The sequence below is a fragment of the Pseudomonas fluorescens genome (assembly GCF_902497895.1).
Taxonomy (GTDB): Bacteria; Pseudomonadota; Gammaproteobacteria; order Pseudomonadales; family Pseudomonadaceae; genus Aquipseudomonas; species Aquipseudomonas fluorescens_BP.
In genome coordinates this window covers 81,003-105,390 of the sequence record NZ_CABVHQ010000010.1, presented here as the reverse complement: position 1 = coordinate 105,390, position 24,388 = coordinate 81,003, and the positions used below count along the sequence as shown (strand labels likewise).

At 59.5% G+C, this 24,388-nt stretch carries 24 protein-coding genes; 20 read left to right on the top strand and 4 right to left on the bottom strand.

The features are described 5' to 3' along the window. The first annotated feature begins 43 nt into the window (after positions 1-43). The 18 genes from F8N21_RS07680 (at position 44) to F8N21_RS07595 (ending at position 16,887) form a co-directional block, all read left to right on the top strand. Positions 44-1,258, top strand: a complete 1,215-nt coding sequence (locus F8N21_RS07680; RefSeq protein WP_150641550.1) for an IscS subfamily cysteine desulfurase — start codon at positions 44-46, stop codon at positions 1,256-1,258. 78 nt (positions 1,259-1,336) lie between these two features. After that, positions 1,337-1,723: a Fe-S cluster assembly scaffold IscU gene (gene iscU / locus F8N21_RS07675; protein WP_003443374.1), complete on the top strand. Its 387-nt coding sequence runs from the start codon at positions 1,337-1,339 to the stop codon at positions 1,721-1,723. 34 nt (positions 1,724-1,757) lie between these two features. Beyond that, positions 1,758-2,081 carry an iron-sulfur cluster assembly protein IscA gene (gene iscA, locus F8N21_RS07670; protein ID WP_150641549.1) on the top strand — a complete coding sequence of 108 codons (324 nt, stop codon included), beginning with the start codon at positions 1,758-1,760 and terminating at the stop codon, positions 2,079-2,081. A gap of 8 nt (positions 2,082-2,089) precedes the next feature. Next, positions 2,090-2,611: a co-chaperone HscB gene (hscB, locus tag F8N21_RS07665; protein ID WP_150641548.1), complete on the top strand. Its 522-nt coding sequence runs from the start codon at positions 2,090-2,092 to the stop codon at positions 2,609-2,611. A gap of 51 nt (positions 2,612-2,662) precedes the next feature. Further along, positions 2,663-4,525, top strand: coding sequence for a Fe-S protein assembly chaperone HscA (gene hscA / locus F8N21_RS07660; protein WP_150641547.1), 1,863 nt, complete (start codon positions 2,663-2,665; stop codon positions 4,523-4,525). Positions 4,526-4,528: 3 nt separating this feature from the next. Beyond that, the gene (gene fdx / locus F8N21_RS07655; RefSeq protein WP_150641546.1) at positions 4,529-4,870 is read left to right on the top strand and encodes an ISC system 2Fe-2S type ferredoxin; all 342 of its coding nucleotides are present in this window, start codon (positions 4,529-4,531) and stop codon (positions 4,868-4,870) included. A 14-nt stretch (positions 4,871-4,884) separates the two neighbouring features. Next, positions 4,885-5,085, top strand: a complete 201-nt coding sequence (gene iscX, locus F8N21_RS07650; protein WP_150641545.1) for a Fe-S cluster assembly protein IscX — start codon at positions 4,885-4,887, stop codon at positions 5,083-5,085. Positions 5,086-5,299: 214 nt separating this feature from the next. Continuing rightward, complete coding sequence (ndk, locus tag F8N21_RS07645) at positions 5,300-5,731, top strand: nucleoside-diphosphate kinase (protein WP_150641544.1); 432 nt, start codon at positions 5,300-5,302, stop codon at positions 5,729-5,731. A 23-nt stretch (positions 5,732-5,754) separates the two neighbouring features. Then, on the top strand, positions 5,755-6,903 hold the full coding sequence (rlmN, locus tag F8N21_RS07640) for a 23S rRNA (adenine(2503)-C(2))-methyltransferase RlmN (protein ID WP_150641543.1): 1,149 nt from the start codon (positions 5,755-5,757) through the stop codon (positions 6,901-6,903). 12 nt (positions 6,904-6,915) lie between these two features. Next, positions 6,916-7,674 (top strand): type IV pilus biogenesis/stability protein PilW, encoded by a 759-nt coding sequence (gene pilW, locus F8N21_RS07635; protein WP_150641542.1) that lies wholly within the window; start codon positions 6,916-6,918, stop codon positions 7,672-7,674. Then, positions 7,674-8,678, top strand: a complete 1,005-nt coding sequence (locus F8N21_RS07630; RefSeq protein WP_150641541.1) for a helix-turn-helix domain-containing protein — start codon at positions 7,674-7,676, stop codon at positions 8,676-8,678. The genes pilW and F8N21_RS07630 overlap by 1 nt, the downstream gene beginning before the upstream one ends. Before the next feature lie 3 nt (positions 8,679-8,681). Then, complete coding sequence (gene ispG, locus F8N21_RS07625; RefSeq protein WP_150641540.1) at positions 8,682-9,791, top strand: flavodoxin-dependent (E)-4-hydroxy-3-methylbut-2-enyl-diphosphate synthase; 1,110 nt, start codon at positions 8,682-8,684, stop codon at positions 9,789-9,791. Positions 9,792-9,828: 37 nt separating this feature from the next. Beyond that, positions 9,829-11,118 (top strand): histidine--tRNA ligase, encoded by a 1,290-nt coding sequence (hisS, locus tag F8N21_RS07620; RefSeq protein ID WP_150641539.1) that lies wholly within the window; start codon positions 9,829-9,831, stop codon positions 11,116-11,118. A gap of 40 nt (positions 11,119-11,158) precedes the next feature. Beyond that, a complete protein-coding gene (locus F8N21_RS07615) occupies positions 11,159-11,800 on the top strand; it encodes a tetratricopeptide repeat protein (RefSeq protein ID WP_150641538.1) in 642 nt (213 codons plus the stop codon). Further along, a complete protein-coding gene (gene bamB / locus F8N21_RS07610) occupies positions 11,793-12,944 on the top strand; it encodes an outer membrane protein assembly factor BamB (RefSeq protein WP_150641537.1) in 1,152 nt (383 codons plus the stop codon). The genes F8N21_RS07615 and bamB overlap by 8 nt, the downstream gene beginning before the upstream one ends. 227 nt (positions 12,945-13,171) lie before the next feature. Beyond that, a complete protein-coding gene (gene der, locus F8N21_RS07605; RefSeq protein WP_150641536.1) occupies positions 13,172-14,641 on the top strand; it encodes a ribosome biogenesis GTPase Der in 1,470 nt (489 codons plus the stop codon). A 318-nt stretch (positions 14,642-14,959) separates the two neighbouring features. Further along, complete coding sequence (locus F8N21_RS07600) at positions 14,960-16,108, top strand: pyridoxal phosphate-dependent aminotransferase (protein ID WP_150641535.1); 1,149 nt, start codon at positions 14,960-14,962, stop codon at positions 16,106-16,108. Further along, on the top strand, positions 16,096-16,887 hold the full coding sequence (locus F8N21_RS07595) for an amidohydrolase (protein WP_150641534.1): 792 nt from the start codon (positions 16,096-16,098) through the stop codon (positions 16,885-16,887). The genes F8N21_RS07600 and F8N21_RS07595 overlap by 13 nt, the downstream gene beginning before the upstream one ends. A gap of 331 nt (positions 16,888-17,218) precedes the next feature. On the opposite strand, the gene leuA is transcribed toward F8N21_RS07595, so the two are convergent. The 4 genes from leuA to F8N21_RS07570 all read right to left on the bottom strand — a co-directional run bounded on the left by leuA (position 17,219) and on the right by F8N21_RS07570 (position 22,881). After that, positions 17,219-18,892: a 2-isopropylmalate synthase gene (leuA, locus tag F8N21_RS07590; RefSeq protein WP_150641533.1), complete on the bottom strand. Its 1,674-nt coding sequence runs from the start codon at positions 18,890-18,892 to the stop codon at positions 17,219-17,221. Between the two features lie 486 nt (positions 18,893-19,378). Then, positions 19,379-20,200: a M23 family metallopeptidase gene (locus F8N21_RS07580; protein WP_150641532.1), complete on the bottom strand. Its 822-nt coding sequence runs from the start codon at positions 20,198-20,200 to the stop codon at positions 19,379-19,381. Positions 20,201-20,203: 3 nt separating this feature from the next. Continuing rightward, complete coding sequence (gene xseA / locus F8N21_RS07575) at positions 20,204-21,583, bottom strand: exodeoxyribonuclease VII large subunit (RefSeq protein WP_150641569.1); 1,380 nt, start codon at positions 21,581-21,583, stop codon at positions 20,204-20,206. Positions 21,584-21,948: 365 nt separating this feature from the next. Continuing rightward, complete coding sequence (locus F8N21_RS07570; protein WP_150641531.1) at positions 21,949-22,881, bottom strand: LysR family transcriptional regulator; 933 nt, start codon at positions 22,879-22,881, stop codon at positions 21,949-21,951. Positions 22,882-22,983: 102 nt separating this feature from the next. On the opposite strand from F8N21_RS07570, the gene F8N21_RS07565 reads away from it, so the two are divergent. Beyond that, complete coding sequence (locus tag F8N21_RS07565) at positions 22,984-23,751, top strand: sulfite exporter TauE/SafE family protein (RefSeq protein WP_150641530.1); 768 nt, start codon at positions 22,984-22,986, stop codon at positions 23,749-23,751. A gap of 79 nt (positions 23,752-23,830) precedes the next feature. Then, positions 23,831-24,379, top strand: a complete 549-nt coding sequence (locus F8N21_RS07560; protein WP_150641529.1) for a sugar ABC transporter ATPase — start codon at positions 23,831-23,833, stop codon at positions 24,377-24,379. Positions 24,380-24,388 lie beyond the last annotated feature (9 nt).

Below are 24,388 nucleotides of genomic sequence, written 5' to 3'. Positions count from 1 at the left end.
AGAGCTAGCGGCAAGCCAGCCAGCCTGATTTAGGAGATAGTCCATGAAGTTGCCGATTTACCTTGATTACTCTGCGACCACCCCGGTTGATCCGCGTGTAGCGCAAAAAATGAGTGAATGCCTGCTGGTCGACGGAAACTTCGGTAACCCGGCGTCCCGTTCCCACGTGTTCGGCTGGAAAGCCGAAGAGTCCGTGGAAAATGCGCGTCGCCAGGTCGCTGATCTGGTCAACGCCGACCCGCGTGAAATCGTCTGGACCTCCGGTGCCACCGAGTCCGACAACCTGGCAATCAAGGGTGTTGCGCATTTCTATGCCACCAAAGGCAAACACCTGATCACCACCAAGATTGAGCACAAGGCTGTCCTCGACACCATGCGCCAACTGGAGCGTGAAGGCTTCGAAGTGACCTACCTCGAGCCTCGCACCGATGGTCTGGTCACGCCTGAGATGATTGAAGCCGCCCTGCGCGACGACACCATCCTGGTGTCGGTCATGCACGTGAACAACGAAATCGGCACCATCAACGACATCGCAGCCATCGGCGAACTGACCCGTTCCAAAGGGATCCTGTTCCACGTCGATGCCGCGCAGTCCACTGGCAAGGTCGAGATCGACCTGCAGAAGCTGAAAGTCGACCTGATGTCCTTCTCGGCCCACAAAACCTACGGCCCTAAAGGCATCGGCGCCCTGTACGTGAGCCGCAAGCCGCGTGTTCGCATCGAAGCGACCATGCATGGCGGCGGTCACGAACGTGGCATGCGTTCCGGCACCCTGGCGACTCACCAGATCGTCGGCATGGGCGAAGCCTTCCGCGTGGCCAAGGAAGACATGGCTAGCGAGAATGTCCGGATCAAAGCCCTGAGCGACCGTTTCTTCAAGCAGGTCGAAGGCCTGGAAGAGCTGTACATCAACGGCAGCATGACTTCCCGCGTACCGCACAACCTGAACCTGAGCTTCAACTACGTTGAAGGCGAGTCGCTGATCATGGCACTCAAGGATCTGGCGGTTTCCTCGGGTTCGGCCTGCACCTCGGCGTCCCTGGAGCCTTCGTACGTACTGCGCGCCCTGGGCCGCAACGACGAACTGGCACACAGCTCGATTCGCTTCACCTTCGGCCGCTTCACCACCGAAGAAGAAATCGACTACGCCGCGCAGAAAGTCTGCGAGGCCGTTACCAAGCTGCGCACTCTGTCGCCGCTGTGGGACATGTACAAAGACGGCATCGACATCTCGAAAATCGAGTGGGCGGCGCACTGAATTCAAGTCGCCGAATACAAGCCCCGTGAAATATCGGGGCTTCAAGAGCGACTCTCTGATGAGTGAGGAATAAGAACCATGGCTTACAGCGAAAAGGTCATCGACCACTACGAAAACCCGCGCAACGTCGGCAAGATGGACGCGGAAGACCCTGATGTCGGCACCGGCATGGTCGGCGCTCCGGCGTGCGGCGACGTCATGCGCCTGCAAATCAAGGTCAACGAGCAAGGCATCATCGAAGACGCCAAGTTCAAGACCTACGGTTGCGGTTCGGCGATCGCCTCCAGCTCCCTGGCGACCGAGTGGATGAAAGGCAAGACTCTGGATGAAGCAGAGACCATCAAGAACACTCAGCTGGCTGAAGAACTGGCCCTGCCGCCAGTGAAAATTCACTGCTCCGTACTGGCTGAAGACGCTATCAAAGCGGCCGTTCGCGATTACAAGCAGAAGAAAGGCTTGATCTGACTTTCAAGATTTGGCGACGAGTAAGGAGTCTCCGATGGCTATCAGCATGACAGAAGCGGCTGCTCAACACGTGCGACGCTCCCTCAACGGGCGCGGCAAAGGTGAGGGGATTCGTCTGGGTGTTCGCACCACAGGCTGTTCCGGCCTTGCCTACGTGCTGGAGTTTGTCGACGAGGTGGTTGCAGAGGATCAGGTGTTCGTCAGTCACGGCGAGAAAGTGATCATCGACCCGAAAAGCCTGGCTTACCTGGACGGCACCGAACTCGATTTCGTCAAGGAAGGGTTGAACGAAGGCTTCAAGTTCAACAACCCCAACGTACGCGGTGAATGTGGCTGCGGCGAAAGCTTCAATATCTGAGGCTGCTCGTGGGTACTCCTTGTCATTTCGCTTTATTTGAACTGCGGCCGAGCTTCCGTCTGGATCTCGAGCAGTTGGCCACGCGCTACCGTGAGTTGGCGCGCGGTGTTCATCCGGACCGCTTTGCAGACGCTTCCGAGCGCGAGCAGCGGCTGGCGCTAGAGCACTCCGCGAGCCTCAACGAGGCCTACCAGACGCTCAAGAATCCCCCGAAGCGTGCACGTTATTTGCTCGCCTTGGGCGGTCACGAGCTGCCGCTGGAGGTCACGGTGCATGATCCGGAGTTTCTTCTGCAGCAGATGGAGTTGCGTGAAGAGCTCGAAGACCTGCAAGACAGCGCCGACCTCGCCGGTATTGCTGTGTTCAAGCGCCGCCTGAAGGTCGCTCAGGATGCACTGAACGAAAGCTTCGCAGCCTGTTGGGATGACGCAGCGCAACGTGAGCAGGCCGAACGCCTGATGCGGCGCATGCAGTTCCTCGACAAGCTCACCTACGAAGTGCGCCAGTTAGAAGAGCGCCTCGACGATTAACCCAGTGCCGCTCCGGTCGCACGCCTGATATACAGATAAGTCCTGATAACGATGGCCCTACTGCAGATCGCCGAACCCGGCCAAAGTCCTCAACCGCACCAGCGTCGTCTGGCTGTGGGGATCGACTTGGGCACTACCAATTCGCTGGTCGCTGCATTGCGCAGTGGTCTTTCCGAGCCTCTGGCCGACGCTGACGGGCAGGTCATTCTGCCGTCCGCGGTGCGCTATCACGCTGATCGCGTCGAAGTCGGCATGTCCGCCAGGCTGGCTGCCGCTACCGATCCTTTGAACACCGTGCTGTCGGTCAAGCGCTTGATGGGTCGTGGTCTGTCCGACGTCAAGCAGCTGGGTGACCAACTGCCCTACCGCTTTGTCGGTGGCCAGTCGCACATGCCGTTCATCGACACCATTCAGGGCCCGAAAAGCCCGGTCGAAGTCTCCGCCGATATCCTCAGGGTGCTGCGTCAGCGCGCCGAAGAGGCCCTGGGTGGCGAACTGGTCGGTGCGGTGATTACCGTTCCGGCCTATTTCGACGATGCTCAGCGTCAGGCCACCAAGGATGCGGCCAAACTGGCCGGTCTGAACGTGCTGCGTTTGCTCAATGAGCCGACCGCCGCCGCCGTGGCTTACGGTCTGGATCAACACGCCGAAGGCCTGGTTGCCATTTATGACCTGGGCGGCGGCACCTTCGATATTTCGATTCTGCGCCTGACCGGCGGTGTGTTTGAAGTCCTGGCTACCGGCGGCGACAGTGCCCTGGGCGGCGATGACTTCGACCACGCGATTGCTGGCTGGATCATCGAGAGTGCCGGTCTGTCGGCCGACCTCGATCCGGGTGCGCAACGCCATCTGCTGCAAACCGCTTGCGCGGCCAAAGAAGCCCTGACCAATGCTCCGGCCGTTGAAGTCGCTTATGGCGACTGGAAAGCCGAGCTGACCCGTGAAGCCTTCGATGCGCTGATCGAGCCGATGGTCGCTCGCAGTCTGAAAGCCTGCCGCCGCGCTGTACGTGACTCCGGCATCGAGCTGGAAGAAGTGCATGCCGTGGTCATGGTCGGTGGCTCGACTCGCGTGCCTCGCGTTCGCCAGGCGGTCGCTGAAGCCTTCGGTCGCGAACCGCTGACCGAGATCGATCCGGATCAAGTGGTGGCCATTGGCGCTGCGATCCAGGCCGATACCCTGGCCGGCAACAAGCGCGATGGCGACGAACTGCTGCTGCTCGATGTGATTCCGTTGTCCCTCGGCCTGGAAACCATGGGCGGCCTGATGGAGAAGGTGATTCCGCGCAACACCACTATCCCCGTCGCTCGCGCCCAGGACTTCACGACTTACAAGGATGGCCAGTCGGCCATGGCGATCCACGTGCTGCAAGGCGAGCGTGAGCTGATCAGCGACTGCCGTTCCCTGGCACGCTTTGAATTGCGCGGTATTCCGGCCATGGTCGCGGGTGCGGCGAAGATTCGCGTGACCTTCCAGGTCGATGCCGATGGTCTGCTCAGTGTCGCGGCCCGGGAACTGGGTTCGGGCGTGGAGGCCAGCATTCAGGTCAAGCCGTCCTACGGCCTGACCGACGGCGAAATCGCCAAGATGCTCAAGGATTCGTTCCAGCATGCCAACGACGACAAGGTCGCCCGTGTGCTGCGCGAGCAACAGGTCGATGCGCAGCGCCTGATCGAAGCAGTGCAGGGCGCCCTCGATGTCGACGGCGAACGCCTGCTCGATGCCGAGGAGCGCATGGTCATCGAACTGCAGATGCAGGAACTGACCGAATTGATGAAAGGTACCGATGGTTACGCCATCGAGCAGCAGACCAAGCGTCTGTCGCAAGTGACCGATGCCTTTGCTGCCCGCCGCCTGGACTCGACGGTGAAAGCCGCTCTGGCGGGGCGCAACCTGAATGAAATCGAGGAATAATTGATGCCGCAGATCATTTTTCTGCCACACGCCGAGCATTGCCCGGACGGTATGGTTGTAGAGGCTGAGACTGGCAAATCCATTCTCGAAGTGGCCCATGACAACCATATCGAGATCGAGAGCGCCTGCGGCGGCGTCTGTGCCTGCACTACCTGTCACTGCATCATTCGCGAAGGTTTTGACTCGCTGAATGAGGCCGATGACCTGGAAGAGGACTATCTTGATCGGGCCTGGGGGCTGGAGGCGCAGTCGCGCCTGACCTGTCAGGCTGTGGTCGGGACTGAGGACCTGACCATCGAAATTCCGAAATACTCGCTCAACCATGCGGCCGAAGCGCCGCACTGATTCAAGGAATCGTCATGAGTCTTAAATGGGTTGATGTGCTGGAAATCGCGATCCAGCTGGCTGAAAGCAAGCCGGATGTGGATCCGCTGTCGGTCAACTTCGTCGATCTGCACCGCTGGGTGCTTGAGTTGCCGGAGTTCAGTGACGATCCCAAGCGTGGCGGCGAGAAAGTTCTCGAAGCCATTCAGACTGCCTGGATCGAAGAAGCAGCGTAGGAGCTGAGTAGGAGCTGACGAGCGAAGCGAGGCTGCGATTTGTTCCAATGCCACTTGAATCTCAAGCGCAAGACCAGGATCAAAAGATCGCAGCCTTCGGCAGCTCCTACAGAGGGCAGAGGTCGCGACTTGTAAGCAGTTAGGAAATCCCCCTAAACCCGCGTATAATTCGCGGGTTTAATTTTTCACAAATTATCGTTTCTGGAGTTACATCATGGCTGTTCAACGTACTTTCTCCATCATCAAGCCTGACGCCGTTGCAAAAGGCGTTGCTGACCAGATCGTTGCCCGTTTCGAAGAAGCAGGCCTGAAAGTTGTTGCTTCCGAGCAGAAGCAACTGACCAAAGAAGAAGCTGAAGGCTTCTACGCTGAGCACAGTGCTCGTGGTTTCTTCGGTGACCTGGTTGCATTCATGATCTCCGGCCCGGTTGTTGTTCAGGTTCTGGAAGGCGAAGACGCTATCGCCAAGAACCGCGAGCTGATGGGCGCTACCAACCCTAAAGAAGCTGCTGCCGGCACCATCCGTGCTGACTTCGCTGAGTCCATCGACGCCAACGCTGTACACGGTTCCGACTCGGAAGCTGCTGCTGCACGTGAAATCGCTTTCTTTTTCCCTGCTGTTGAAGCAGTCGCTCAAAAGGCCTGAGGCCGCTGAGTGAGGATGAATCCATGACTACATCGACTGGCAAAACTAACCTGTTGGGTCTGACTCAGCTGGAAATGGAAAAATTCTTCGACTCAATCGGGGAGAAGCGCTTCCGTGCCGGTCAGGTAATGAAGTGGATTCACCACCTTGGCGTCGATGATTTCGACGTCATGACGAACGTCAGCAAGGCCTTGCGCGAAAAGCTCAAGGTCGTTGCTGAAATTCGTGGTCCGGAAGTCGTCAGCGAGGACATTTCCACCGACGGCACCCGTAAATGGGTGGTGCGCGTGGCGTCCGGCAGCTGCGTCGAGACCGTTTACATTCCCCAGGGCAAACGCGGCACCTTGTGCGTTTCGTCCCAGGCAGGCTGTGCCCTGGATTGCAGTTTCTGCTCCACCGGCAAGCAAGGTTTCAATAGCAACCTCAGCGCCGCCGAAGTCATCGGCCAGGTGTGGATTGCCAATAAATCGTTCGGCAGCATCCCGGCGACCGCCGACCGTGCCATCACCAACGTGGTGATGATGGGCATGGGTGAGCCGCTGCTGAACTTCGACAACGTCGTGGCCGCCATGCATCTGATGATGGATGACCTGGGTTATGGCATCTCCAAGCGTCGGGTGACTCTGTCCACCTCTGGCGTGGTGCCGATGATCGATGAGCTGGCCAAGCACATCGACGTTTCCCTGGCGTTGTCGCTGCACGCACCCAACGATGCGCTGCGTAACCAGTTGGTCCCGATCAACAAGAAATACCCGCTGAAGATGCTCCTCGAGTCGTGCCAGCGCTATATGGCGACCCTGGGTGAGAAGCGCGTGCTGACCATCGAATACACCTTGCTCAAAGACATCAATGACAAGGTCGAGCACGCCGTGGAAATGATCGAGTTGCTCAAGAACATCCCGTGCAAGATCAACCTGATCCCGTTCAACCCGTTTCCCCATTCCGGTTACGAGCGCCCGAGCAACAACGCGATTCGCCGTTTCCAGGATCAACTGCATCATGCAGGCTTCAATGTCACCGTGCGCACCACTCGCGGTGAAGACATCGACGCCGCGTGTGGCCAATTGGTAGGGCAGGTGCTGGATCGCACCCGTCGCAGCGAACGTTATATCGCCGTGCGTGAGTTGAACGCCGAGTCCGATATACCGCAAAGCGCTGCGAATCGTACCTGAGAGAGGAGCTCAATGACCTTGCGCGTCGCGCTGCTTGTGCTATTCGCCAGTCTGTTGACTGGCTGTGTTCTGTCGGGTGATTTCAACCCGCTGAAAACGAGCAAGGGCCGGGACGAGGCGCGTGGGGCTTACGTGCAGCTGGGTTTGGGCTATTTGCAACAGGGCATGACCGAGCGGGCGAAAGTCCCGCTCAAGAAAGCCCTCGACCTGGATGATTCGGATCCGGATGCCAATGCGGCGCTGGGGCTGGTGTTTCAGGCCGAAATGGAGCCGGAGCTTGCCGACCAGCACTTTCGCCAGGCGTTGTCCGGACGGCCCGGCGATGCGCGTATCCTGAACAACTACGGCAGTTTTCTTTTCGAAGAAAAGCGTTACACAGAAGCTTACGAACGCTTTGAACAAGCCGCCGCCGATACCCTTTATCCTGAGCGTTCGCGGGTTTTCGAGAACCTGGGCATGACCGCCTCGAAGCTCGGTCAGCGTGAACTGGCTCAAAAGCAGCTGGAAAAAGCCCTGCGCCTGAACCGTCAACAACCTCGCGCGCTGCTGGAAATGGCTGAGTTGTCCTTCGAAGACAGGCATTATGTGCCCGCACGCGACTACTACGATCGTTTTAGCCTGCTGGCCGAGCAAAATGCACGTAGTCTATTGCTCGGCGTTCGGCTGGCCAAAGTGTTCGAAGATCGCGACAAGGCCGCAAGTTACGGCCTGCAATTAAAACGACTCTATCCCGGTTCGCCGGAATATCAGCAATACCTGTCGGAGCAATGATGAAAGCGGCGCATCCCGAAGTTGTAGCAGCGACTCGCGTAAACCCCGGTGAGACCTTGCGTCAGGCCCGCGAAAGCAATGGCTGGTCCCTGGCGGAAGTGGCTTTGAAGCTCAATCTTACCGTGGCTTCATTGAGCAACCTTGAGACCGGCGCTTTCGACAAGCTGCCAGGGCACACCTTTGCCCGTGGCTACATTCGTGCTTATGCCAAATTGCTCGGCATGGACCAGACCGCGCTGGTCCAGAACTTCGACCACTACACCGGTACCGACTCCCAGGGCAGTGCCGTGCACAGTCTGGGACGTATCGAAGAGCCGGTACGGGTTTCCCATACCATCCTGCGTATTGTCAGCCTGCTGTTGCTGATTGCAGTGATCGGTGGCGGCTTTATCTGGTGGCAGGATCAGACCTCGCTGCGGCCCAAGGAGCTGATCGGCCTCAACCAGGAGCATGTCGAAGTCGAAGGTGCCGACGGCACCACGCAGATCCACCCGATCGACGAGCCGGAAGACCAGGCCGTTGTCGAAGGCCAGAGCGAAGGCCAGACCAGTCTCGCACTGCCTGGCCAGTCGCCGGCCGAAGCCCAGGCCGATGCGACTGAATCGACTACCGAGACTCCAGCAGGAGCGCCAGTCGCTCCGGCTCCAGGCGTCCCAGTTCCATTAACTCCCGTCGCACCTATCGCTGCTGCTCCTGCCACTGCGGCAGCGGTTGTGGCGACGCCGGTTGCAACCGCTCCGGTAGCGACCACGCCAGCCGCCGGTGCCGGAAAGGTTCGACTGCAGTTCGTTGCTGACTGCTGGACCCAGGTTTCCGATGCCAGCGGCAAAGTGCTGTTGAGCGGTCTCAAGCGCAAGGGCGAAAACGTCGAAGTCAGCGGCAAGCCACCCTTTTCGGTACGCCTGGGTTATGCCCGTGGCGTACAGATCAGCTACAACGGGCAGGCGGTCGACATCGCTCCGTTCACCAGTGGCGAGACCGCTCGCCTGAAGTTAGGTCAATAAGTCATGCACGGCGAATCTCCAATCAAACGTCGCGAGTCCCGCAAGATCTGGGTCGGCTCGGTACCGGTGGGCGGCGATGCGCCGATCGCCGTGCAGAGCATGACCAACAGCGACACCAATGATGTCGCGGCCACCGTCGCCCAGATCAACCGTCTGGAAGCCGCGGGTGTCGATATCGTGCGCATTTCGGTGCCCGATATGGACGCTGCCGAAGCCTTCGGCCGGATCAAGCAACTGGTCAAGGTGCCTTTGGTTGCCGATATCCATTTCGACTACAAGATCGCTCTGCGCGTGGCCGAACTGGGCGTCGATTGCCTGCGGATCAACCCGGGCAACATCGGTCGCGAAGACCGGGTGCGCGCCGTGGTCGATGCCGCCCGTGACCGCGGGATCCCGATCCGCATCGGGGTCAACGCCGGTTCCCTGGAAAAAGACCTGCAGAAGAAATACGGCGAGCCGACTCCGGCGGCGCTGGTGGAGTCTGCACTGCGTCACGTCGAACACCTTGAACGCCTGAATTTCAAGGACTTCAAGGTCAGCGTAAAGGCCTCCGACGTGTTCATGGCCGTCGAAGCCTATCGCCTGCTGGCCAAGGAGATCGTTCAGCCGCTGCACCTGGGCATCACCGAAGCCGGTGGTTTGCGTTCAGGCACGGTGAAATCTGCCGTGGGCCTCGGTATGCTGCTGGCCGACGGGATTGGCGATACTATTCGCATCTCGTTGGCGGCCGATCCGGTCGAGGAAGTGAAAGTCGGCTACGACATTCTCAAATCCCTGCACTTGCGGTCCCGTGGTATCAACTTCATCGCCTGCCCAAGCTGTTCGCGGCAGAACTTCGATGTGGTGAAAACCATGAATGAACTGGAAATGCGCCTGGAAGATCTGCTGGTGCCGCTGGATGTCGCGGTGATCGGTTGCGTAGTGAACGGTCCGGGTGAAGCCAAAGAGGCGCATATCGGCCTGACCGGTGGTACGCCGAACCTGATTTATATCGACGGTAAACCGGCGCAGAAATTGACGAATGACAATCTGGTGGATGAGCTGGAAAGGCTGATCCGCCAGAAAGCGGCCGAAAAGGTCGAAGCCGACGCAGCGCTGATCGCTCGCGGCTGAGCCCGACTAAAGAGCCGAACGAATTTAAGGATTTTAAGTGAGCAAGTCTTTGCAAGCCATTCGTGGCATGAACGACATCCTGCCCGAGCAGACTCCCCTGTGGCGTCATTTCGAAGGTACCGTCTCGCGTCTGCTGGATAACTATGGTTACAAGCAGATCCGTATGCCGATCGTTGAGTTCACCGAGCTGTTCAAACGCTCCATCGGTGAAGTGACCGACATCGTCGAAAAAGAGATGTACACCTTCGCCGACCGCAACGGCGATTCCCTGACCTTGCGCCCTGAAGGCACCGCGGCCTGCGTGCGCGCAGTGCTCGAGCACGGCATCACCGGTGGCGGCCAGGTGCAGAAACTCTGGTACATCGGCCCGATGTTCCGCCACGAGCGTCCGCAGAAAGGCCGTTATCGCCAGTTCCACCAGATCGGTTGCGAAGTCTTCAACCTCGACGGTCCGGACATCGATGCCGAGCTGATCGTGTTGACCTGGCGCCTCTGGGGCGAGCTGGGCATCCGTGACGCGGTCAAGCTCGAGCTCAACAGCCTGGGCACCAGCGAGTCCCGCGGTCGTTATCGCGAGGCACTGGTGGAGTACCTCTCGGCTCGCCTCGATCAATTGGACGAAGACAGCCAGCGCCGGTTGAAAACCAACCCGTTGCGCGTGCTCGATACCAAGAACGCCGAGACTCAAGCCGTGCTGGCAGACGCGCCGAAAATGGCCGATTACCTGGACGAAGAATCCCGCGTGCACTTCGAGGGCCTCAAGGCTCGCCTGGATGCTGCCGATATTCCGTATGTGCTCAACCCGAAGCTGGTGCGCGGGCTGGATTACTACAGCAAGACCGTTTTCGAGTGGGTCACCGATCAACTGGGCGCCCAGGGCACGGTATGTGCCGGTGGCCGTTACGACGGCCTGGTCGAGCAGATGGGCGGCAAGCCGACCCCGGGCGTTGGTTTCGCCATGGGTATCGAGCGTCTGGTACTGCTGTTGGAAACCCTGGAAAAGATCCCGGAAGAAATCTCCCGCCAGGTCGATGTCTACCTCTGTGCCTTCGGTGAAGCGGCCGAAATCGCCGCCCTGACCTTGAGCGAGCAGGTACGCGATCAATTGCCGAACCTGCGCCTGCAGATCAATGCCGGCGCCGGCAGCTTCAAAAGCCAGTTCAAGAAAGCCGACAAGAGCGGTGCGCTGTATGCACTGATTCTCGGTGACGACGAATTGTCCCGGCAAGTGGTGGGTTTCAAACCGCTGCGTGGCCAGGGCGAACAACAAAGCATCGCCTGGGACGCGCTTGCTGCGCACCTGGCCACCTGCGTCGTGCAGGGTTGAAGCTGTCAAACAGCCGATTTAGCGAATAAGGAGTATTGGGGTGTCGAGTAGCGAAGATGAACAGCTGGCGGATTTGAAGGACTGGTGGACGCGTAACGGCAAACCTCTGCTCACTGGCGGCCTGTTGGCGCTGGTTATCGTGTTCGGCTGGCAGGCGTTTCAGAAGTATCAGAGCAATCAGTCGCAAGGCGCCTCGATGCTCTATCAGCAACTGCTGGAAACGACCCTGACCCCAGACGGCAAGCCTGACCCCGCCCGTGTTGCGGACCTGGCCGGCAAGTTGAACAACGAGTTCGGCGGCACCGCCTACGCCCAGTATGGCAGCCTGTTCGTGGCGAAAGTCGCGGTCGAGACCGGCAAGCTGGATGACGCGGTGAAGGAGCTCAAGGCCGTGGCCGACAAACCGGCCAACCCGACCCTGGGTGAAGTCGCCCGTCAGCGCCTGGCTCAGGTGCTGGCTGCACAGAACAAGGCCGACGAAGCCCTGAAGCTGCTCGAAGGCGATACCGACAAGGCATTCCTGGCCACTCGTGAAGAGCTCAAGGGTGATCTGCTGGTCCAGTTGGGTCGTACCGACGAAGCCTATGCTGCGTACCAAAAGGCCAAGGCTGCGTTGTCCGATGAGGCGGCGGTCGGTGGTTTACAAATCAAGCTGGACGACCTGGCCAAAGGGGATGCGTGACGTGATCCGTTGGAAACATGCAGCATTGCTGACTCTGGCCGTTCTGGCCGCGGGTTGCAGCAGCAACAGCAAAAAAGAATTGCCACCGGCTGAGCTGGTCGACTTCAAGGAAGAAGTGGTCCTGCAAAAGCAGTGGAGTCGTTCGGTCGGTGACGGCCAGGGCAAGACCTTCAACATGTTGGTGCCGGCGATTGATGGCGACACCCTCTATGCGGGCGATGTCACCGGCGTGATCATGGCGCTGGATCGCAGTAACGGCGACGTCAAATGGAAGAAAGATCTCGAACTGCCTGTTTCCGGCGCCGTTGGTGTGGGTTACGGTCTGGTCATGATCGGTACGCTGAAAGGCGAAGTGGTAGCGCTGGATTCGAGCAGCGGTGAAGAGAAATGGCGCGCTCGCGTGACCAGTGAAGTGCTCGCACCGCCTGCCACCAACGGTGACGTGGTGGTGATTCAGACTCAGGATGACCGTCTGATCGGCCTCGACGCCGCCACTGGCAATCAACGCTGGCTCTACGACAGCACTCCGGCGGTCCTGACTCTGCGCGGCACCAGTGCGCCGATCGTTACCAGCCGCCTGGCGGTTGCCGGCTTGTCGACCGGTAAAGTGGTCGCACTGGATATTTCCAACGGTGTGCCGGTCTGGGAACAACGCGTTGCCATTCCGCAAGGTCGTTCGGAGCTGGATCGTGTGGTCGACATCGACGGTGGCCTGCTGCTGTCCGGCAGCACCCTGTATGTCGCCAGCTATCAAGGTCGCGTTGCGGCCCTGGATCTGGAAAGCGGTCGCCCGCTCTGGCAGCGTGATGCTTCCAGCTATGCCGGCGTTGCTCAAGGTTTTGGCAGCGTTTACGTGAGCCTGGCTTCGGGCACCATGGAGGGTGTCGACGAGCGTTCGACCACAGCATTGTGGACCAACGACTCGCTGGCGCGCCGTCAGCTCTCGGCACCGGAAGTGTTTTCCAGCTACGTGGCAGTCGGTGACATGGAAGGCTACCTGCACCTGTTGAGCCAGGTGGATGGCCGTTTCGTCGGTCGTGAGCGCATCGACAGCGATGGCCTGCGTGCCCGTCCGCTGGTAGTGGGTGATACGATTTATGTGTATGGCAACAGTGGCAAGCTGGAAGCCCTGACCATCAAGTAATGCTTTGACTATGCTTGGGGTGACCCCCCAAGCCGCATTGTTGTAGGAGCGAGCTTGCTCGCGATGGACGTTAACGATGACGCGTGTTTGCTGGATGAACGCGGCGCCTTTCGGTTTTTCTCGAGCAATCGAGCGTCGACCGGCAGCTCCTACAGTGCTGCCCCGAGCACCAGCCGCTGCCCAGCAGCGGCTTTTGTATTTTCTGAAATAACGCAGTGGAGAGCCGCATGGTTCCCGTAATCGCCCTGGTGGGTCGACCGAACGTCGGCAAGTCCACCTTGTTCAACCGCCTGACCAGGACCCGTGACGCCATTGTCGGCGACCTGTCCGGTCTGACCCGTGATCGCCAGTACGGTGAGGCAAAGTGGCAAGGGCGTTCCTACATTCTGGTCGACACCGGTGGTATCTCCGGTGACGAACATGGCATGGACGAAAAAATGGCCGAGCAGTCGCTGCTGGCCATTGAAGAAGCCGATGTCGTCCTGTTCCTGGTAGACGCCCGCGCCGGTTTCACCGCTGCCGATCAAATGATTGGCGAGCATTTGCGCAAGCGCAACAAGCGTTCCTATGTGGTCGCCAACAAGGTCGACAACATCGACCCTGAGCTGGCCCGCGCCGAGTTCAGCCCTCTGGGCATGGGCGACGCGATTCCGATCGCCGGTGCCCACGGTCGCGGCATCACGCAGATGCTGGAAATCTGCCTGCGCGATTTCCCGAAAGATGAGGAAGAACCGGAAGAAGGCGAAGAAGAAATCGTTGCCGAAGGTCAGGAAGCCAAGCGCATTCCAGGCCCGAGCGAAAAAGACGGTATCAAGATCGCCATCATCGGTCGTCCGAACGTCGGCAAGTCGACCCTGGTCAACCGTATGCTCGGTGAAGACCGGGTTATCGTGTATGACGAACCCGGCACCACCCGCGACAGCATCTACATTCCCTTCGAGCGTAACGAAGAGAAGTACACGCTGATTGACACCGCCGGTGTGCGCAAGCGCGGCAAGATCCACGAGGAAGTTGAAAAGTTCTCGGTGGTGAAAACCCTGCAGGCGATCAAAGACGCCAACGTGGTGGTCTTCGTCATGGACGCCCGCGAAGGCGTGGTCGATCACGACCTCAACCTGCTGGGCTTCGTCCTGGAAGCCGGTCGTGCCCTGGTTATCGCACTGAACAAGTGGGATGGCATGACGCCTGGCGAACGCGAGTTCGTGAAGATCGAGCTGCAACGTCGGCTGTTCTTCGTTGACTTCGCCGACATCCACTTCATCTCGGCCTTGCACGGCACGGGGGTGGGTAACCTGTACCAGTCGGTGCAGAACTCGTTCAAGTCCGCGGTCACCCGCTGGCCGACCAACCGCCTGACCCAGATCCTTGAAGATGCGGTCGGCGAGCACGCGCCACCGATGGTCAACAACCGTCGGATCAAGCTGCGTTATGCCCACTTGGGTGGTGCCAACCCGCCGATCATCGTGATCCACGGTAACCAGGTGGAAAAGGTTCCGAAATCCTACGTCCGTTACCTGGAAAACACTTACCGCCGCGTCTTGAAACTGGTCGGCACGCCGATCCGTATCGAATTCAAAGGTGGCGAGAACCCGTACGAAGGCCTGAAGAACACGCTCACCGACCGCCAGGTCAACAAGAAGCGTCGTTTGATGACTCACCACAAGAAAGCCGAGAAGAAGCGTAAAGACAAACGCTGATTCTCGAGCCTGCCCGCCTTTTCCGGGCGGGCTCTTTGTGGCGAGGGGGCTTGTCGGAACGCCGCATCGCCCCGTTCGGCCGCGCAGCGGTCGTAAAACCAGCCGATGTGTTCCTCCTGAAAACACCTCGGTTGCAGATTTTAGGGCCGCTTCGCGACCCAGCGCGGGCAAGCCCGCTTGCCACAAGTCATCGGCAAGATCAGAAGTATGTGCATTACCAGAAGGGCGCCCATGGCGCCCTTTTTCGTGCCTGCCGTTTGGGCTATCCTCGGGCTCTCCCGTGCCGTCGTAGAGCCGGGTGTCAGCAGGGAACCACCGATGATCACCAGCAAGCTGCCGAATGTCGGCACTACCATCTTCACTCGTATGTCGCAGCTCGCGGTGGAAACCGGCGCGCTCAACCTGTCCCAGGGCTTCCCCGATTTCGACGGCCCGCAGGCCCTGCGTGATGCCGTAGGCCGGCACATCGCCAGCGGCCACAACCAATATTCACCGATGACCGGCCTGCCAGCGTTGCGCCAGCAGGTCGCGGCCAAGATCGCCCGCAGCTATGGCTGCACGGTGGATGCCGACACGGAAGTGACCATCACCCCCGGCGCGACTCAGGCAATTTTCTGCGCCGTTCAAGCGCTGATCCATCCCGGTGATGAAGTCATAGTGTTCGACCCGTGCTACGACAGTTATGAGCCCTCGGTGGAACTTGCTGGCGGCCGTTGCGTGCATGTGCAGCTGGGCCTGAATGATTTCGCCATCGACTGGCAGAAGCTCGCTGAAGCACTGAGCCCGCGTACGCGGATGATCATCCTCAACTCGCCGCACAATCCCAGTGGCGCACTGATCAGTCGGGCCGAGCTCGACCAACTGGCAGACTTGATCCGCGATCGCGACATCTACCTGATCAGCGACGAGGTCTACGAGCACCTGGTGTTCGACGGCGTGCCCCACGCCAGCGTGCTGGCCCACGAAGAGCTGTATCAGCGGGCCTTTGTGGTCAGTTCGTTTGGCAAGACTTACCACGTCACGGGCTGGAAAACCGGCTACGTGGTCGCACCGCCGGCGCTCACCGCCGAGCTGCGTAAAGTGCATCAGTACGTGAGCTTCTGCGGCGTGACGCCCCTGCAATATGCCTTGGCCGACTTCATGGCCGAGCACCCTGAACATGTCGAGGAACTGCCGGCGTTCTATCAGGCCAAGCGCGATCTGTTCTGCGATTTGCTGATGCCTTCACGATTCAGTTTCACGCGGGTCGCCGGCACCTACTTCCAGTTGGTCGACTACTCGCAGATTCGCCCGGACCTCAATGACGTCGACATGGCGCTATGGATGACCCGCGAGCACGGGGTGGCGACGATTCCGGTCTCGGTGTTCTACCAGAGCCCGCCGCCAGGGCAGCGTCTGGTGCGCCTGTGTTTTGCCAAACGCGAGGAGACGCTGCGTGAAGCAGCGGAGAAATTATGCGTGATCTGAGTGCACTGCCGAACCTTAACGTTGCACTGATCCAGACGACGCTGGCCTGGCATGACCGTCAGGCCAACTTCGAGCATTTCGAGCAGCTGCTGGAACAAGCCCGGGGCGCAGACCTGGTCATCCTGCCGGAGATGTTCACCACCGGTTTTTCCATGGAGTCCGAAACCCTGGCCGAGCCGGAAAACGGTCCCACCAGCAAGTGGTTGCGCAGCCAGGCGAAAAAACTCGATGCGGTGATTACCGGCACTGTGATCGTCCAGGCCGCCGATGGCAGCCATCGCAATCGCTTGCTGTGGGCGCGTCCCGACGGCGAAGTCTGGCACTACGACAAGCGCCACCTGTTCCGTATGGCCGGTGAGCACAACCACTTCACTCCGGGCGAGCGCCAGGTGCAGTTCGAACTCAAAGGCTGGCGGATCCGGCCGTTGATTTGCTATGACCTGCGCTTCCCGGTGTGGAGCCGCGATGCTCAGGACACCGATTTGCTGCTGTATACCGCCAACTGGCCTGGCGCGCGGCGTCAGCACTGGAATCGCCTGTTGCCGGCGCGCGCAATCGAAAACCTCTGCTATGTGGCGGCGGTGAATCGGGTAGGCACCGACGGCAAGGGCTTCGCCTATACCGGCGACAGCCAGGTCCTGGATTTCCAGGGTGAAACCCTGCTGAGTGCCGGTGAGGCAGATGGGGTGTTTCAGGTGGTTCTGGATGTGGCGGAACTGGCGGCTTATCGCAAGCGCTTCCCGGCTAATCTGGATGCCGATACCTTTGAATTCACCTGATACTCTCGTTGCCTGACCTGCCGCCATCGCGAGCAGGCTCGCTCCCACCGTAGATTGTGTGAACGCAAAATTATGGGTTCACCCAAAATCCAATGCGGGAGCGACGGTGCGGCGATCAGACCTGCTCGCGATGGGGCATGACAGGCAACACAAAAATAGTTCAGCTGAGATCGGGGGCTCAGCGAAAAGATCGCAGCCTTCGGCAGCTCCTACGCTGGAATGCGATCCCTGTAGGAGCTGCCGAAGGCTGCGATCTTTTGATCTTCAAAATGGCTAAAACAAAAAAGGCTCCGAGGCATCACCCCGGGGCCTTTTGTATTTCAACGACTGGTTATGCCGCTTCTTGGGCTTGTGTCTGGCTCAGGGAGCGGTTCAGCGCGCTGAACAGGGCCTTGAAGCTGGCGGTGGTGATGTTTTCGTCGATGCCCACGCCGTGGACCGCACGTTCGCCATTGACCCGCAGTTCAATGTAGGCCGCAGCCTTGGCATTGGTGCCCGCGCCGATCGCGTGTTCGTTGTAGTCCATGATCTCCACGGCAATCGGCAGACCGGCTACCAGCGCTTCCAGGGCGCCATTGCCCTTGCCGCGCCAGTGCTGGGTTTCGCCGTCGCAGTGAACCTCGACGTCGACCGCGCTGTTGCCGTTCTCTTCCTGCAAGCGGTGACTGACCAGCGCATAAGGCAGGTTGGCCTGCAAGTATTCGCTGTGCAGCAAGGAGTGGATCTGCTGGGCCGTCATTTCCAGGCCCAGGCGATCGGTTTCACGCTGTACCACCTGGCTGAACTCGATCTGCATGCGACGCGGCAAGTTGATGCCGTATTCCTGTTCCAGCAGGTAAGCGATACCGCCTTTGCCCGACTGGCTGTTCACGCGGATCACCGCCTCGTAGCTGCGACCGATGTCGGCCGGGTCGATCGGCAAGTACGGCACTTCCCATAAGGCGTCCGGTTTCTGTTGCGCGAAGCCTTTGCGGATGGCGTCTTGGTGCGAGCCGGAGAACGCGGTGTGAACCAGGTCGCCGACGTACGGGTGACGCGGGTGTACCGGGATCTGGTTGCACTCTTCAACGACTTTGCGCACGCCGTCGATATCCGAGAAGTCCAGTTCAGGGTGGATGCCCTGGGTGTAGAGGTTCAACGCCACGGTGACCAGGTCGACGTTACCGGTGCGCTCGCCGTTGCCGAACAGGCAGCCTTCGACACGGTCGGCGCCGGCCATCAGGCCCAACTCGGTGGCGGCAACGCCAGTGCCACGGTCGTTGTGGGTGTGCAGGCTGATTATCACGCTGTCACGACGGTTGATGTGACGACCGAACCACTCGATCTGGTCGGCATAGATGTTCGGCGTCGCGCATTCGACGGTGGCCGGCAGGTTGAGGATCATTTTGTGCTCGGGCGTCGGGTTCCAGACCTCGATCACCGCGTCGCAGACTTCCTTGGCGAATTCCACTTCGGTGGCGCTGAAGGTCTCGGGCGAGTACTCGAAAGTCCACTCGGTGTCCGGCTGCTTGGCGGCATATTTGACGAACAGCTTGGCGGCGTCGACGGCAATCGCCTTGACCCCGGCCTTGTCCTGATTGAAGACAATCTTGCGGAAGGACGGGCTGGTGGCGTTGTACAGGTGAACGATGGCTTTTTTCGCGCCGCGCAGGGATTCGAAGGTGCGCTCGATCAAGTCTTCACGACCCTGGGTCAACACCTGGATGGTGGTGTCGTCCGGGATGTGGCCGCCTTCGATCAAGGTACGGACGAAGTCGAAGTCGGTTTGCGAAGCGGCAGGGAAGGAGGCTTCGATCTCTTTCACACCTACGGCGACCAGGGTTTTCCAGAAGCGCAGCTTCTTGACTGCGTCCATCGGCTCGATCAGCGACTGGTTGCCGTCGCGCAGGTCGGAGCTGCACCAGATCGGCGCGGCGGTGATGGTTTTCGAAGGCCAGGTGCGGTCCGGGATATCAATGGTCGCAAATGCGCGGTACTTCGAGGACGGGTCTTTGAGCATGGTCATCAGGAAATCCCTATGGTGTTGGCCGAAAAGAGGCGGCCTGCCGTTGAATCATTTTCTATTGATGTAGCTGGGGGCGAGGCACCGCGATTCACCCTGGCAGTCGTGCACTGACGAGGCAGAGGCTGCGGTGTTGGCGTCGCTGAATGAGGGTGTGAGAGGTTTTCATGTCTTCAACCCTAACCATTGGGATGAAGGATGGCAAGCAGGTGAAAAAAATTGAGATAATTTCTGATTTTTTGCGGTAATTCGAGATTTTGTAGCGCAGGATTGTGTTTGGTGTTGGTTAAATTGCGCTGATGTACAAAGGTTAGCAATTGAGTTTTTAAGTGTTTGCCAGGCTTTGTTGCGATGTTGGTTTTGGGATTGCCATCGCGAGCAAGCTCGCTCCCACATTAGATAGATGGCGGACACAAAATGTGTGTTCGCATGCGATCAACTGTGGGAGCGAGCTTGCTCGCGATAGGGCCCTTTGCCTCACCACACCTCTCAGGGCTGGAACGCCCCAATAAAAATCGCCGGATCAACTCGGGCATCATTCAGGCTGATGTTCCAGTGCATATGCGGCCCGGTCGCCCGCCCCGTGGAGCCGACTTTGCCCACCACTGCGCCACGGGCCAATTGCTGGCCGACCTTCACGTCGATTTTCGACATATGGCAAAACATGCTGATAAAGCCCTGGCCGTGGTCGACGAACACCGTGTTGCCATTGAAGAAGTAATTGCCGAGCAAGATCACCTTGCCGGCGGCCGGGGTCTTGATCGGAGTGCCGGCGGGTACCGCGAAGTCCAGACCAGCGTGGGGATTGCGTTCTTCGCCGTTAAAGAACCGGCGCACGCCAAACTTGCTGGAAAGCGGCCCGTTGACCGGTTTGTCCAGCAGCAGGTTGCTCGGGGTGTTCGGACTGAAGCTGCGGTAGGCGCTGATCTGTTCGGTCAATTCAGCGTCGATGCGCTTGAGGTCCTCCGGGTTCGGATTGACCTGACGCTGGTTTTTCAAGGTGATGCGCTGTTCCGGGTATTGCTTGGTGCCGACGGTGAAACTCAGGTTGCGCCCGCCTGCATTGATTTGCTGGCTGCCGGGTTTGACGGTCAAGGGCACGCCAACAATCGCCAGCCAGTTGTTCTGTTCCTTGACCACCAGCAGCGGTTTTCCCTGATAGCTGGCCTTGGGGGCTTGAGCCGAAGTGCCGAGATCGACCACCGCCACGCCACCGGGCACCGGTTTGTTCAGCAGGCGGGTGATGTAACTGTCGGCATGGGCATTGAGGGTCAGGCACAGCAACAGCAGGGTGCAAAGAAAACGCGGCATGGATCAATCCAGTAAAGAAAGGGTGACAGGCGTCAGGTGGTTGTCTTCGACGCGCACCTGCAATTCGCCTTCGCCGAGTCTGGCCTTCAGACGCTGGCCGGGATGGGTCTGGGCGGCACTGCGAATGGCCTGGCCGCGTTCGTCCAGCAGGATGCTGTAACCACGACCGAGGGTCGCCAGCGGACTGACCACATGCAGGGTTTGCATCTGGCTCTGCAGCTGCAGGCGACGCGCCTTCAGACCTTCGCGCATCGCCCGGGGCAAGCGTTCGGCGAGGCTGTCGAGGCGCTGGCGCAGCAGCGCCAGCTGGCGCCCGGGATGCTGCCCGGCGAGTCGGGTTTCCAGGCGGATCAAGCGCTCGCGGCGGGTATTGAGGCTGCGCTCGAAAGCGCGGCGCATGCGCATGTCCAGATCGTCCAGGCGTTGCGCTTGCTGGCGCAGGCGTTCTCCGGGATGACGCAAGCGTCGCGCCATGCCTTCCAGGCGCAGGCGGTCACGCATCAGTCGGTCGCGGATGCGCATCACCAGACGGCGGTGCAGGCTTTCGACCCGGTGTTGCAGATCGCTGGAGTCCGGCGCGAGCAATTCGGCGGCAGCGGAGGGCGTCGGTGCGCGGACGTCGGCGACGAAGTCACTGATCGATACATCGGTTTCATGGCCGACGGCGCTGACGATCGGCGTGACACAGGCATCCACCGCACGGGCGACGGCTTCTTCGTTGAAGCACCAGAGGTCCTCCAGCGAGCCACCGCCGCGCGCCAGGATCAGCGCGTCAAAGCCACGGGCATCGGCCAGTTTCAGGGCGCGGACGATCTGTGCCGTGGCTTCGCGGCCTTGTACGGCAGTCGGGATCAGGGTCAATCGGACGTGCGGCGCGCGGCGGTTGAAGACACTGATGATGTCGCGGATCACCGCGCCGGTCGGCGAACTGATGATACCGATACGTTGCGGATGGGCGGGCAACGGCACTTTGCGCTCAGCGCTGAACAGGCCCTCGGCGCTGAGTTTTTCCTTCAGCGCATCGAATGCCAGACGCAGCGCGCCATCACCGGCCGGCTCCACGGTGTCGAGAATCAGTTGATAGTCGCCACGGCCTTCGAACAGCGACACCTTGCCGCGCACCTTCACCGCCAGGCCATCTTTCAATACCTGGCGAACGCGCGCAGCATTCTGCCGGAACAGCGCACAACGCACTTGGGCGCCGCTGTCCTTGAGGGTGAAGTACACATGGCCGGAAGCCGGGCGGGCGAGGTTGGAAATTTCGCCTTCGACCCAGATGTTACTGAACACATCTTCCAGCAACACCCGCGCACGGCCGTTGAGCTGGCTGACAGTCAGGACTTCGCGGTCTAGGCCGAGTCTTGCAAAGGGGTCTTTAATCATGGGGCGCATGATAAAGGCATTTGACCGACAATCTCCATGGCTGATCGCTGCCCTATGCACCGTGTGTGGGGTGCTCCAATGCCGGTCGGTTAATTGGCATTTTTGCGAGGAGCGCTTCCGATTGTTCGCCAGGCTCAAGAACCACCCCTCACCCCAGCCCTCTCCCCACGGGGGAGAGGGGGTTGATCTTGGGTGTCTGCCGAGTTGCAGCGACCTGTGAAACCGGGTCGATTATGGATTCAACGAATTTCGATCAGGTCGCAGCACATCTTCAGAAACCCACATTCTGCTCCCTCTCCCCCGTGGGGAGAGGGCTGGGGTGAGGGGTGGATTCCGGATCAGGGCGCAGCATCCAGGGGGTTCCCTTAACGGACCGGCATTGGGGCAGGCCCGCTCCCATGGTGTAAGTTGCTGCTGAAGTGTTGGACGAATTGCTCCACCAGCGGTGTCGGATGTTGGCGGTAGGCGAGCGCGATGGTGCTTTGGCAGTCTGGGTCGGCCAAGGGCAGGAAATGAATGTTCGCCGGGGCGATGTCTTGCATCGACTCAGGGAGCAGGGCAATACCAAAACCGGCCTGAATCAATTGCAGTTGCGTGGTCTTGCGCGACACTACGCGTGCAGCCTTGGGAAAAAAGCCCTGGCGCATGCACAACTCTGCGGACAAATAGCTGAGTCCACCCCGTTGCGGATGGGGGATGGAGATAAATGGCTGGTCCTTTAAGAGAGCGAGGTCGATGCCTTGCTCAGGTGTATTCATTGTCAAGGGATGGTCGGGCGGTACTGCAAGCAAGAGCCGCTCGCTATAGAGCGGCACAATCTGTACCCCGTCGCGCTGGCGCAATACCGGCAAGCGCAACAGGCCGATGTCCAGCCGACCCTCGGCCAGCTCTTCAATTTGTACGTCGGAAGAGAGTTTCACTATGTCCATGGACACGCCGGAACAGTGCTCCAGATAACCACTGATGCCTTGCAGCAGGCGTCCGCTCATTGGCACTGTGCTGGAGTGGCTCAGGCGCAAGGTGCCGAGTTGGCCGTTGCCCACCTGTGTCGCCATTTCGCTGGCCTTGTTCAATTCGCTCAAGAGGTTTCTGGCTCTTGGATAAAAGGCCTCGCCGGCAGCTGTCAGGTGCGGTTGGCGAGCGGTACGTTCGAACAGAGGCGTTTGTAGTTGGCCCTCGAGCTCCTTGATTTGTCGACTCAGGGCCGATTGCGCAACGAACAAACGCTCGGCAGCAGCACTGAAGCTGCCGGACTCGGCGATCTCGACGAAATAACGTAGCTGGCGGGTTGAGATCATGAGTCATGCCTTTTCGAGATAAGTTGGCGGCTATGAAGATATTAGTCGCAAGGCTCGCCACTCTCTAAAGTCATTCTGAAAAAGACCAAGGATGTCGTACCCATGAGTGTTGTCGCACTGTTGAATCAATGGCCGTTCGGCGCCGTGGATTGGCTGCTGATCGAGCTGGGCGTTGCCCTGGCCTATATCGTGTTCGGCGTCGCCGGTTTTGGTACGGCGCTGGTGGCGGGGCCGATTCTGATTTTGTTTTTACCGCTCTCGAAGATCGTGCCGCTGCTGGTGTTGCTGGATTTTGTCGCGGCGTTCGGCAACTGGCTGCCGTCGCGGCGAGAGGTGGCCAGGCCGGAGTTATTGCGCTTGCTGCCGTGCATGGCACTGGGCTGCACCTTGGGGGTGATTTTCCTGCTCAACCTCAAGTCCGATGTATTGCTGTTATTGATGGGGCTGTTTATCAGCGCTTATGCGATTTACAGCCTGGCGGTGAAAATTCGTCCCACCCAGCTGGCTGCTGGTTGGGCGATTCCGATGGGTACGGTGGGCGGCTTGTTTGGCGCGCTGTTTGGCAGCGGCGGCTTTTTATATGCAATCTATTTGAACAGCCGCTTGCCCAAGGACGCGGCGCGGGCGACCCAGAGTGCGTTGATCAGTTGCAGCACCGTGGTGCGTTTGAGCCTGTTTCTGCTCGCGGGGGTGTATGCCGAGCTACCCTTATTATTACTGGCCTTGTGTTTGCTGCCGGCAATGGCGCTGGGCCTGTGGATCGGCCGCCGCTTGATCATGAAGCTGTCCCGTGAGGCGTTTGTGCGCTTGGTGACCTGGCTGGTACTGGCCAGCGGGATTGCCTTGATCAGCCGTTATCTGAGTACTTGACCTGATCGTGTCAGGGATTAAGCTGCCGGCCCTCGGATCCCACAAGGTGGATCATTCAGAACTGCTCCAGGCCCCACCCATGAATTCCCAAAGCATTATCGTCCCGAAAATTTCCACACTGCCGGTGCATGAACCCCGGGCACGGGCGATCGTGCGTTGGCTGGTGCGCAAGAACATTATCGAAGCAGAACTGACTACCTGCGGTCGCACCGGCAACCGCATGGCCCATGCCATTGCGCCGGGGGCACGCGAAGTGGTGTTGTACCCGCAGGCGTTGCCTTACGGTGAGCCGGTCAATGGCCTGGAGATCATCACCAAGCGCTGCATCTATACGCCGGCCAAGGGGTTTCTCGAAGAAGCCGGCTGCGCCAAGTGCCGCAAGGAGGTCGGTGAGGCGCTGTTTGAAAGCCTGGAAGACTGGATGCCGGGGCGCACCGATAACTTCACCTGCCCGGAATGCGGGCATGAAGATGACATCAATGGCTTTCTATTCCTGCAGGAATGCGGATTTTCCAACCTGGGATTCATTTTCAACAATTGGGCCGAGGCCGGGTTCAAGCAGAGCTTTATCGACGAATTCGCCGATTGGCTCGATCAACCGGTGAGTTGGATAAAAGTCGAACTGTAAACGCAGGAC

What these genes read in the sequence shown, in the direction of transcription:
- F8N21_RS07680 (WP_150641550.1), top strand. Translation starts at nt 44, where the DNA reads ATGAAGTTGCCGATTTACCTTGATTACTCTGCGACCACCCCGGTTGAT.
- iscU (WP_003443374.1), top strand. Translation starts at nt 1,337, where the DNA reads ATGGCTTACAGCGAAAAGGTCATCGACCACTACGAAAACCCGCGCAAC.
- iscA (WP_150641549.1), top strand. Translation starts at nt 1,758, where the DNA reads ATGGCTATCAGCATGACAGAAGCGGCTGCTCAACACGTGCGACGCTCC.
- hscA (WP_150641547.1), top strand. Translation starts at nt 2,663, where the DNA reads ATGGCCCTACTGCAGATCGCCGAACCCGGCCAAAGTCCTCAACCGCAC.
- fdx (WP_150641546.1), top strand. Translation starts at nt 4,529, where the DNA reads ATGCCGCAGATCATTTTTCTGCCACACGCCGAGCATTGCCCGGACGGT.
- iscX (WP_150641545.1), top strand. Translation starts at nt 4,885, where the DNA reads ATGAGTCTTAAATGGGTTGATGTGCTGGAAATCGCGATCCAGCTGGCT.
- ndk (WP_150641544.1), top strand. Translation starts at nt 5,300, where the DNA reads ATGGCTGTTCAACGTACTTTCTCCATCATCAAGCCTGACGCCGTTGCA.
- rlmN (WP_150641543.1), top strand. Translation starts at nt 5,755, where the DNA reads ATGACTACATCGACTGGCAAAACTAACCTGTTGGGTCTGACTCAGCTG.
- pilW (WP_150641542.1), top strand. Translation starts at nt 6,916, where the DNA reads ATGACCTTGCGCGTCGCGCTGCTTGTGCTATTCGCCAGTCTGTTGACT.
- F8N21_RS07630 (WP_150641541.1), top strand. Translation starts at nt 7,674, where the DNA reads ATGAAAGCGGCGCATCCCGAAGTTGTAGCAGCGACTCGCGTAAACCCC.
- ispG (WP_150641540.1), top strand. Translation starts at nt 8,682, where the DNA reads ATGCACGGCGAATCTCCAATCAAACGTCGCGAGTCCCGCAAGATCTGG.
- bamB (WP_150641537.1), top strand. Translation starts at nt 11,793, where the DNA reads ATGCGTGACGTGATCCGTTGGAAACATGCAGCATTGCTGACTCTGGCC.
- der (WP_150641536.1), top strand. Translation starts at nt 13,172, where the DNA reads ATGGTTCCCGTAATCGCCCTGGTGGGTCGACCGAACGTCGGCAAGTCC.
- F8N21_RS07600 (WP_150641535.1), top strand. Translation starts at nt 14,960, where the DNA reads ATGATCACCAGCAAGCTGCCGAATGTCGGCACTACCATCTTCACTCGT.
- F8N21_RS07595 (WP_150641534.1), top strand. Translation starts at nt 16,096, where the DNA reads ATGCGTGATCTGAGTGCACTGCCGAACCTTAACGTTGCACTGATCCAG.
- leuA (WP_150641533.1), bottom strand. Translation starts at nt 18,892, where the DNA reads ATGACCATGCTCAAAGACCCGTCCTCGAAGTACCGCGCATTTGCGACC.
- F8N21_RS07580 (WP_150641532.1), bottom strand. Translation starts at nt 20,200, where the DNA reads ATGCCGCGTTTTCTTTGCACCCTGCTGTTGCTGTGCCTGACCCTCAAT.
- xseA (WP_150641569.1), bottom strand. Translation starts at nt 21,583, where the DNA reads ATGATTAAAGACCCCTTTGCAAGACTCGGCCTAGACCGCGAAGTCCTG.
- F8N21_RS07570 (WP_150641531.1), bottom strand. Translation starts at nt 22,881, where the DNA reads ATGATCTCAACCCGCCAGCTACGTTATTTCGTCGAGATCGCCGAGTCC.
- F8N21_RS07565 (WP_150641530.1), top strand. Translation starts at nt 22,984, where the DNA reads ATGAGTGTTGTCGCACTGTTGAATCAATGGCCGTTCGGCGCCGTGGAT.
- F8N21_RS07560 (WP_150641529.1), top strand. Translation starts at nt 23,831, where the DNA reads ATGAATTCCCAAAGCATTATCGTCCCGAAAATTTCCACACTGCCGGTG.